This window comes from Veillonella sp. (genome assembly GCF_019414865.1).
Lineage (GTDB): Bacteria > Bacillota > Negativicutes > Veillonellales > Veillonellaceae > Veillonella.
In genome coordinates this window covers 1-8,708 of the sequence record NZ_DXLG01000067.1, presented here as the reverse complement: position 1 = coordinate 8,708, position 8,708 = coordinate 1, and the positions used below count along the sequence as shown (strand labels likewise).

At 39.5% G+C, this 8,708-nt stretch carries 8 protein-coding genes; all 8 read left to right on the top strand.

The features are described from left to right. Positions 1-150: 150 nt before the first annotated feature. Positions 151-1,821, top strand: coding sequence for a dihydroxy-acid dehydratase (gene ilvD / locus QZ334_RS05465; RefSeq protein ID WP_295232559.1), 1,671 nt, complete (start codon positions 151-153; stop codon positions 1,819-1,821). Positions 1,822-1,862: 41 nt separating this feature from the next. Further along, a complete protein-coding gene (gene ilvA, locus QZ334_RS05460; RefSeq protein ID WP_287499539.1) occupies positions 1,863-3,086 on the top strand; it encodes a threonine ammonia-lyase in 1,224 nt (407 codons plus the stop codon). Positions 3,087-3,104: 18 nt separating this feature from the next. Beyond that, positions 3,105-4,814 carry a biosynthetic-type acetolactate synthase large subunit gene (gene ilvB, locus QZ334_RS05455; protein WP_295232554.1) on the top strand — a complete coding sequence of 570 codons (1,710 nt, stop codon included), beginning with the start codon at positions 3,105-3,107 and terminating at the stop codon, positions 4,812-4,814. Beyond that, a complete protein-coding gene (ilvN, locus tag QZ334_RS05450) occupies positions 4,814-5,302 on the top strand; it encodes an acetolactate synthase small subunit (protein ID WP_024066649.1) in 489 nt (162 codons plus the stop codon). The genes ilvB and ilvN overlap by 1 nt, the downstream gene beginning before the upstream one ends. An 11-nt stretch (positions 5,303-5,313) precedes the next feature. Further along, positions 5,314-6,099, top strand: coding sequence for an ABC transporter ATP-binding protein (locus QZ334_RS05445; protein ID WP_005385564.1), 786 nt, complete (start codon positions 5,314-5,316; stop codon positions 6,097-6,099). Positions 6,100-6,283: 184 nt separating this feature from the next. Then, positions 6,284-7,291, top strand: a complete 1,008-nt coding sequence (gene ilvC / locus QZ334_RS05440; protein WP_004695212.1) for a ketol-acid reductoisomerase — start codon at positions 6,284-6,286, stop codon at positions 7,289-7,291. Between the two features lie 168 nt (positions 7,292-7,459). Further along, the gene (locus tag QZ334_RS05435; RefSeq protein WP_105084900.1) at positions 7,460-7,921 is read left to right on the top strand and encodes a DUF3290 family protein; all 462 of its coding nucleotides are present in this window, start codon (positions 7,460-7,462) and stop codon (positions 7,919-7,921) included. Between the two features lie 12 nt (positions 7,922-7,933). After that, entirely contained in the window at positions 7,934-8,653 is a 720-nt protein-coding gene (locus tag QZ334_RS05430) for a DUF421 domain-containing protein (RefSeq protein WP_105084899.1), read from the top strand. Positions 8,654-8,708: the final 55 nt, after the last annotated feature.

The following is an 8,708-nucleotide window of genomic DNA, read 5'->3' as shown; positions in this document are numbered from 1 at the left end:
GGGATACATAGGTCGTTTATGTACATAGGAATTCTGTAAACAAAAGGAATATCATTTGTAAACTTTTAAGACGATTCATAAGAATCGTCTTTTTTTATTAAGTTGAAAAGTGTCCAAGTGGATGCTTTCAAGAAAAGTGAGGAGATTAACATGAGTTGTAGAAGTGACAATTTAAAAACAGGCGTAGCACGTGCACCACACAGATCTTTGCTAAAAGCTCTTGGTTTTGTTGATGAAGAAATGGGCAGACCAGTCATTGGTATTGCGAACTCTTTCAACGAAATTATCCCTGGTCACGTGGGCTTGAAAAATATTGTACAAGCCGTAAAAGACGGCATTCGCAACGCAGGTGGTGTGCCAATCGAGTTTAATACAATTGGTATTTGCGATGGCTTGGCTATGAACCACATCGGTATGAAATACTCCTTGGTAACACGTAATATCATTGCTGACTCCATCGAAGCAACAGCTATGGCAACACCATTTGATGCTATGGTATTCATTCCAAACTGCGATAAAGTAGTACCTGGTATGTTGATAGCTGCAGCTCGTCTAAACATTCCATCCGTATTCGTGTCTGGTGGTGCTATGCTTGCAGGCGTACATAATGGCAAAAAAATCGGTTTGTCTGATGTATTCGAAGCAGTAGGTAAACATCAAACTGGTGAAATGGGTGATGCTGAGTTAGCTGAAATCGAAAATACAGCATGTCCTACATGTGGTTCTTGCTCTGGTATGTACACAGCTAATACAATGAACTGCTTAACAGAAGCTCTTGGTATGGGCCTTCCTGGTAATGGTACAATTCCAGCAGTATACTCCGAACGTTTACGTCTTGCTAAATTAGCAGGTATGCAAGCAGTAGAGGTATTAAAAGCAAATCTTCGTCCTAAAGACATTATGACACGCGAAGCTTTTGAAAATGCAGTGGCTCTAGATATGGCTTTGGGTGGCTCCTCTAATACAGCACTTCATTTGCCAGCTATCGCTCACGAAGCAGGTGTACCATTGCCCTTGGACGACTTCGATCGCATTGCACAAAACACACCTCAATTGTCTAAACTTTCTCCATCTGGTAAATACTTTATCGAAGACTTGTATGCTGCCGGCGGCGTATCTGCTGTGTTGAAACGTTTAGCAGAAAATGGTCGTTTGCATACAGATTGCAAAACTGTAGCTCTTAAAACACAAGGTGAAATTGCAGCGGTAGCTCATGTAACTGATGAAGACGTTATTCATCCTTGGAATAATCCTGTTCATGAAACAGGTGGTATTGCCGTTCTTAAAGGTAACCTTGCTGTAGACGGTTCCGTTGTAAAAGCAGGTGCCGTAGATGAAGATATGCTTGTTCACTCTGGTCCAGCAAAGGTATTCAACAGCGAAGAAGAAGCTGTTGAAGCTATTACAGGCGGTAAAATCGTAAAAGGTGATGTGGTAGTTATCCGTTACGAAGGTCCTAAAGGCGGTCCTGGCATGCGTGAAATGTTAACACCAACATCCATGATCGCAGGTATGGGTCTTGATAAAGACGTAGCCTTGTTGACTGATGGTCGTTTCTCTGGTGCTACACGTGGTGCATCCATTGGTCACGTATCTCCAGAAGCTGCGGCTGGTGGCACAATCGCTGTTGTTGAAGATGGTGACATTATCAACATCGATATTCCAAACGGCAAATTGGAATTAGCTGTATCTGACGACGAAATCGCTCGTCGTAAAGCAGCATTGAAACCATTCAAATCCAATGTAACTGGATATCTTAAAAAATACGCTCTTCATGTATCCTCTGCAGCACAAGGTGCTATCGAAGTATTTGAAGACTAATAGTAGATTTTCATTAATACTAACTAGAGGAGATAGAGTACATGCATAAGTTGTATGATTTTATGGAGGCTCGTGAGCGATTAAGCACAATCACGGTGAAAACAAAATTGCTTCACAGTGATGTGTTCTCCGATGAAAGTGGCAATGATGTATATATCAAGCCAGAAAACTTGCAAATAACAGGTTCCTTTAAGGTTCGTGGTGCCTATAATAAAATTGCAAAATTAACAGAAGAAGAAAAGGCACGCGGCGTTATTGCCGCGTCTGCCGGTAACCATGCGCAAGGCGTGGCCCTTGCTGCAAAACGTCTAGGCATTAAAGCGACAATCGTTATGCCAAAACATACACCTCTCATCAAGGTGAATGCTACAAAACAATATGGTGCCGAAGTCGTTCTACATGGTGAGATTTATGATGAAGCTTACCAAAAAGCGATGGAATTACAACAAGAGCACGGATATGTGTTCGTACATCCTTTTGATGACGAAGATGTTATCGAAGGGCAAGGTACAATTGCATTAGAAGTTCTTGAGGAATTGCCTGATGCGGATGTATTGCTAGTTCCTGTTGGTGGTGGCGGTATTGTTTCTGGTATCGCAGCTGCTGCAAAATTAAAAAATCCTAGCATTAAAATTATTGGTGTAGAACCAGAAGGCGCGGCTAGTGCAATAGCTGCGTTAAAAGCAGATCATCCTGTACCACTTAGTGAGGTGGCAACTATCGCAGATGGTACAGCTGTACGTCAAATCGGCGAAACTACATTAAAATATATTAAGAAATATGTAGATGAAATTGTTACTGTCTCTGATTATGAATTGATGGAAGCATTTTTGTTGCTTGTAGAAAAACATAAATTAGTAGCAGAAAACTCCGGTATTTTACCATTAGCAGGTCTAAAAAAATTAGACTGTAAAGGCAAAAAGGCAGTAGCCATTGTTAGTGGTGGTAATATCGACGTACTTACGATTTCTTCTATGATCAATAAAGGTCTCGTATTGCGTGGTCGTATCTTCACTTTCTCTGTCAACCTTCCTGATAAACCAGGTCAATTGGTTGCTGTATCTCAAATGCTGGCAGATGCGGATGCAAACGTTATTAAACTTGATCATAATCAGTTTAAAAACCTTGACCGCTTCCATGAAGTGGAATTGCAAGTGACTGTAGAAACAAATGGTGAAGAACACATCAAACACATTATTGATACTTTCAAAAATAATGGTTACATTATTAAACGATTAAATTCCAGCGAGATTTTATCTGAATAGCTGGTCGAAAGGGTTCCTATGAGCGCAGAAACAATCAATGGGGCACGCATTGTCCTTGAAACATTGCATCGCCTTGGTGTAACCGACATGTTCGGTTATCCAGGCGGCGCGGTAATTCCAATTTATGATGAAATTTATAGCTTCCCTGAAATTAAACATTATTTTGTTCGTCATGAACAAGGTGCAGCCCATGCAGCAGATGGTTATGCACGCGTATCTGGAAAAGTAGGCGTATGCCTTGCTACGTCCGGTCCTGGTGCAACTAATCTTGTTACAGGTATTATGACTGCTTACATGGACTCTGTACCTATGGTGGCCATTACTGGTCAGGTTGGTCGTCCGTTTATTGGTAAGGATTCCTTCCAAGAAGCAGATATCCAAGGTATTACCATGCCGATTACAAAACATAACTACCTTGTTCAAGATATTCGCGATTTACCTCGCATCATCAAAGAAGCGTATTTTATTGCTAGTACAGGTCGTCCAGGGCCAGTTCTTATTGATATTCCAAAGGATGTTCAAACAGAAAAAATATCCATGACAGAATACAATAAATTATATGAAGTACCTATCCATCTTGAAGGTTATGATCCAACCTATAAAGGTCATCAAGGGCAAATTAAGAAAGCGGCTACACTCATTAAAAATGCAAAACGTCCGCTCATCATTGCCGGTGCCGGTGTATTGAAATCTGGCGCTATGGATGAGTTAAAGGAATTGGCAGAAAAGGCTCAAATTCCTGTAACAAATACATTAGTTGGCCTTGGTGGTTTCCCAGGGAACCATGAGCTTGCTCTTGGTATGGTGGGTATGCATGGCTCTGTAGCGGCTAATAATAGTACAGAAGAAGCAGACCTTGTTATTGCAGCTGGTATTCGTTTCCACGACCGCATTACAGGTCATCCAGATTTCTTCTGTAAAAAAGCTAAAATCATACATATCGATATCGACCCAGCAGAAATTGATAAAAACGTTACTATTAACGTACCAATTGTAGGTGACTTGAAGCGAGTTTTATCTGAACTTAATACGCTTGTAGAACCTACAACTCATGAAGCGTGGATTGGACAAATTCGTGAATGGCAAGCGGAATATCCTATGGTAATTCCTGAATCTAAAGATGGTGTATTACATCCACAATACGTATTATCTGAACTTAACAAGATTGCCAAAGAGGATGCAGTTATTGTAACTGACGTAGGCCAACATCAAATGTGGGCGGCTCAATTCTTAACTCATAAAAAACCTCATACCATTGTTACATCTGGTGGTGCAGGTACTATGGGCTATGGTTTACCAGCTGCAATTGGGGCTCAAGTGGGGGCAGCTCATAAACAAGTTATCCTTGTTGTTGGTGATGGTGGATTCCAAATGACCTTCGAAGAACTAATGATGGTTCGTCAATATAATTTGCCAATCAAAATTGTTATCATCAATAATGGTTATCTTGGCATGGTTCGTCAATGGCAACAAATCTTTAATGATCGCCGTTATTCCTATGTTGATTTGGAAACGAGTCCAGATTTCTTAAAATTGGCAGATGCCTTTGATTTGAAAGCCGCGCGTATCGATAATGTAGATGATTTCAATAAAGAATTTAAATCTTTCATTACATCTGATGAAAGTATCATCTTGGATTGCCGTGTAGCAAGAGAAGATAATGTATTGCCGATGATTCCGGCGGGCGGTACCGTAAGCGGGATGATGGGCAAGAAAGGGGTGCTATAATGGCGAGAGAACATCAAGTCTTAGTGATTGCAAAAAATACAGCAGGCATTGGTGCACGTATATTGGCACTCTTTAACCGTCGTGGCTTTAATGTTACAAAAATGACATCTGGTATTACTAATACACCAGGCTATGCGCGTATTACCCTCACCGTTGAGGCGGATGATCGCATTTTGGATCAAATTCAAAAACAAATTTACAAGCTCATTGATGTTGTAAAGGTTAAAGTTTTTGAAGACCATGATGTAGTATGTCGTGAATTGATGCTTATTAAGGTAAAAGCAACGGCTGCAACACGATCTCAAATTGTACAAATTGCCGACGTATATCGTGGTAATGTGCTCGATATTTCTCCTACTTCCATGATTATTGAAGTAATTGGTAGCGTAGAAAAATTGCGCGGTTTCATTCAAATTATGGAAACCTATGGTGTCCTTGAAATTGCCAAAACTGGCATTACAGCAATGAGCCGTGGTGAAAAAATTTAGGAGATGATTGTGTGAGTAGTGAATTACTCCATTATGAAGACGTCAAGTTTCGTCGTGAAGGTCGCGAAATTTTAAAAGGCATTAATTGGCATGTTGAAGAAGGGGAGAATTGGGCCTTATTAGGTCTCAATGGGGCTGGTAAATCGACGATGCTCAGCATGATTCCAGCTTACCAAATTCCTACAACAGGACTATTACGCGTATTTGGTCATGAATTTGGCAAATATGCATGGCCTAAGATTAAGGCCCGATTAGGCTTTGTTAGTTCGGCGCTTGGACAATTCCAGTCCACCTTGGATAAACAAGTGGTAGAAGATGTTGTTATTTCTGGTGCTTTTAATAGTATTGGTATTTATCAACAGGTAGAGCCTGAAGTACGTGAACGAGGACTTCAATTATTGTCTGAGTTTGGTTTGTCCTATTTGGAAGGTCATAGATTTCATACACTATCTGCTGGTGAACAGCGCCGCGTATTATTAGCACGTGCTATTATGGCTAATCCAGATTTGCTCATTCTAGATGAGCCTTGTTCTGGACTTGATTTGCCTGCTCGCGAGCAATTCTTAAGAACTGTTGAGAATATGGCACGAGAGGAGCATAAGCCTTTTATTTATGTATCTCATCAAATTGAAGAGATTATGCCCAGTATTACACATGTAGCTATTATTAAAGATGGCCTCATTGTGTATAAAGGCAAGAAGCGAGACATCTTGACAGATGAAATTCTAAGCGACGTATTTGGTATTGATGTATCTGTAGTATGGGAGAAAAATCGCCCATGGATTATAGTTAAATAAGAGCTAAAATTGGGATAATTCATTTTTTCTTAATACAAAAAGGGTACAAATTTAAGTTGTAGATTAGTCTATTTGACTATTCGATAAATTACGATATACACTACAAATCTTGCATTTATTTGTGAGATTGTGTACAGTATATATATTAAATATTCTATTGAATATATATTGGAGGTTGTCTAGTATGGCAGGTAAAATTTTAGGTACTACAGTTTATTATGATGCAGATTGTAATTTGAGCAAATTGGAAGGCAAAAAAATTACAGTTTTAGGTTACGGTTCTCAAGGTCATGCGCATGCATTGAACTTGAAAGAAAATGGTATGGACGTAACAATTGGTCTTCGTGGTGGTTCTTCTAGCTGGAAAGCTGCAGAAGAAGCAGGCCTTACAGTTAAAGAAACTGCAGAAGCAGTTAAAGGCGCTGACATCGTTATGGTATTGATTCCTGACGAATTACAAGCAGACGTATATGCACAAGATATCGCTCCTAACTTAAAACAAGGTGCATACTTGGCATTTGCTCACGGCTTCAACATTCACTTTGGTAAAATCGTACCTCGTGAAGACATCAACGTATTCATGGTAGCTCCTAAAGGCCCTGGTCATTTAGTACGTCGTACATACCAAGAAGGCTCCGGTGTTCCTTGCTTGTACGCTGTAGAAAAAGATCCATCTGGTGATACTGAAGAAGTTGCATTAGCATGGGCTTCTGGTATCGGTGGTGGCCGTTCCGGTATCTTGGAAACTAACTTCAAATCTGAAACTGAAACTGACCTCTTCGGTGAACAAGCTGTATTGTGCGGCGGTGTTACTGAATTGATTAAAACTGGTTTCGAAGTATTAACAGAAGCTGGTTATGAACCTGTAAACGCTTACTTCGAATGCTTGCATGAAATGAAATTGATCGTAGACCTTATCTACGAAGGTGGCTTCCAAAAAATGCGTCACTCCATTTCCAACACTGCTGAATATGGTGACTACCATGCAGGTCCTCGCGTAATTACTGCAGATACTAAAAAAGCGATGGAACAAATCTTGGCTGATATCCAATCCGGTAAATTCGCTGATGAATTCTTGGCTGATTCCAAAAATGGTCAAAAATTCCTTAAAGAACACCGTGAAGCAGCTGCTAACCATCCAATCGAACCAGTTGGTGCAGAACTTCGCAACTTGATGAGCTGGTTGAAATAAGAGTATTATTTAGTAATCTCTTGTAAGATAAAGCATACCAAAGCGACTCCTAAGGGGGTCGCTTTTTTATCGTTTTATAATATATTTCTTGGTACTATACATTGTTATATCGAAAATATTGGCATAAGGTATGGTATAATAAAAAGTAATCTATGAAAGGAGAACGATATGGATTTCTACACATTATCCTATGTTGAAAGTTTGGCTGTAGGGGGCCAAACATGGGGCTTTATTATCTTTGTTGCTGTTTTATTAGCACTACTCGTTTTGGGCATACAAGTTCTGCGAAATGGCTTTACTAGTCGCTATCGTGACTTGATGGTTATCTTGTCTTTAATTGTAGTGTTCTTCTTAGGGCTTGAATACCAAGAGTATAATCGGATGAAAACTTATTCTGAAGATTCTTCTCGTATGGCTCAATTTTTACATTCTTTTAGTGCTGATCGTTCTGTACCAAGTGAGCAATTAGCAGTCAACTCCTTAAAAATTCGCAATGGTATGATTTTAAAGGTAAGCGATGATTATTATGAGGTTCAGTTTAATCCAGAATTTTCAACCTATACAATTACTCGTGTGTATAAGGTGAGCCCAACAGAGCGTATTCATGATAAAGCGGACGTATTACCATAAGGAGGAGCGTAAATGACAGAAGCTATGGCCGTCTATGGAATGGTCTTTGCCAAACTCGCCATCGGTCTCTTGGCGATTATCTTACAAATCAACTTAATGGGGAAGGGCAACTTAGCGCCAACCTCTGCTTTGGACCAATTACAAAACTATGTACTTGGTGGTATTATCGGTGCCATTATTTACAATGACCAAATCGGTATTTTACAGTTTATGTTAGTCCTCATTTTATGGACTATACTTGTAATGACGCTTAAGTTCTTAAAAGGAAATTTCCGATTCTTTAAAACTATTTTGGATGGACATCCTGTAATTGTTATTGAAAATGGTCATATCTTAACAGAAGAATGTATGCGTTATGGCATTCAAGCGGCGGAGCTTAAGTTAAAGCTTCGTACAGCAGGTGTTCAATATGTTACGGATGTTAAGCGTGCTGTATTGGAGCAAAATGGTCAGCTCAGCGTAGTTCAATTTGGTGATGAGAATATTAAATTTGACCTTATTGATGATGGTCAAATTAACCATTTTACATTAGATATAATTGAAAAAGGCCAGGATTGGCTAGAAGAAGAAGTTGAAAAGCAAGGCTATAAAATTAAGGATGTATACATTGCAGAATACAAAGATGGGGAAGTTGTTATTTACCCTTATGAAAAAAAACATCGCCCTCAAATTGTAAAAACACTTAAAGATAAGACCTCTCATACAAAGGATAAATTGAAATCTAAATTGTAATGTTTCTTGGTCTTATAGTATAGTTAAGATAAGTATTATATACTACTCTTATAGA